Raw genomic sequence first — 1,464 nt, 5'->3', positions numbered from 1 at the left:
CGACGCAGAAGTAGTCGACGCCGGGCTCGGTGAGGGCCGCGTCCACCTCCTGCTCGGCGTGCGTGGAGCGGCCGATCAGCACCTCCTGCCCCGAGCGGGCGGAGGCGCGGCCGAGGACGGCTCGGGCGGCGGGCACCGGCAGGTCGCCCTGGCCCAGGTGCAGCACGTCGGAGCCGATCGCGTGGGCGACGTCGGCACGGTCGTTGACGGCGAGCAGCCTGCCGTGGCGGCGGCAGGCGTCCGCCATCACCTCCAGGTGGCTGAGCTCCTCGCCGGCCTCCATGCCCTTGTCCCGCAGCTGGACGATGTCCACTCCGCCGGCGAGCACCGCGTCGAGGAACTGCGGGAGGTCGCCCTGCTCCCGGCGGGCGTCGGTGCAGAGGTAGAGCCGCGCGTCGGCGAGCTGTTCCCGTGCTGCGGGCATGAGGATGTCCCCCCGGTCGTGGGGTGCGGGGCCGCGGCAGGGCGCGGCCCCGCACCGTGCTGAGGCTGGCTGGGTGCCTGCTGTGCTGAGGCTGGCTTCGGTGCCTGCTGGTCGGTGTCGCGGGCCGGTCAGACGGCGAGCGCCTGCGCCCGGCGCTTGACCTCGGTGCCGCGGTTCTCCTTGAGGGCCTGGGCGGGGGTGCCCGGCAGGCTGTCGTCCGGAGTGAACAGCCACTCCAGCATTTCCTCGTCGCTGAAGCCGTCGTCCCGCAGGAGGGTCAGGGTGCCGGTCAGGCCCTTGACGATCCGGCCGTCGCCGATGAAGTCCGCCGGGACCATCAGCACCCGGTTCTCCCCGCGGCGAGCGGCGATCAGCTGACCCTCCCTGACCCACTGGCGGACCCGGGTCACCGGAACGTCGAGCAGTTCGGCGATCTCGGGGAGGTTCAGCCAGGAGGGGACGAGCGCTTCGATCTTCGCATCAATCTCGTTCACACACCCAGCCTGCCATCAGCCGGCGGCAAACGACACACCGGTGGCCTTCAGACCAGGTCGGGGCGGGCTGTCGCGGCGGGCCGCCCGGCGGCCCTCTTCAGCGGCACCGAGGGGTCCGCGGCGAGCGCCCGGTCCAGTACGGCACCGCTCTCGATCAGCTTGCGGCCCTGCGCGAGGTCCCGCGGCCGGCCGACCGCGAGCAGCGCGCGGAGCACGCCGTCCCGTAGCCAGCACACCGCCCAGGAGGCGCCCTGCGGGTCCCCGCGCCAGACCGGTTCGTCCCCCTCCGCGGCGTAGCCGGCGAACTGCACGAAGCGCCCGAACTGCTCGGACCAGAAGTAGGGCACCGGGTCGTACACCGCGCCGCCCGCGGTCACCGCCTGCCCGGCGTCACCGCCGACCAGGCCGGCGGCCACCGCCCGCGGCGCCTGGAGCGCGTTGTCCCAGTGGTGGACGAGCAGCCGTCGTCCGTAGCGCGCGGACGGGAAGGAGGCGCAGTCCCCGACGGCGTACACGTCCGGCAGCGAGGTGCGCAGCCGCTCGTCG

At 74.1% G+C, this 1,464-nt stretch carries 3 protein-coding genes; all 3 read right to left on the bottom strand.

Annotated features, from left to right (window positions below; translation table 11 throughout):
* The coding region (locus ACYVE9_RS26595; RefSeq protein ID WP_461030448.1) for a thiamine phosphate synthase at window positions 1–424 on the bottom strand (424 nt) is incomplete at its 3' end.
* Between the two features lie 128 nt (window positions 425–552).
* Entirely contained in the window at window positions 553–918 is a 366-nt protein-coding gene (locus ACYVE9_RS26590; protein WP_461030447.1) for an Rv2175c family DNA-binding protein, read from the bottom strand.
* Between the two features lie 47 nt (window positions 919–965).
* A partial coding sequence (locus ACYVE9_RS26585; RefSeq protein WP_461030446.1) for an oxidoreductase C-terminal domain-containing protein occupies window positions 966–1,464 on the bottom strand: 499 nt, incomplete at its 5' end.

This window comes from Streptomyces sparsus (assembly GCF_054776295.1).
Note: the sequence above shows the minus strand (reverse complement) of the source record. Positions and strands in the feature narration are given on the sequence as shown.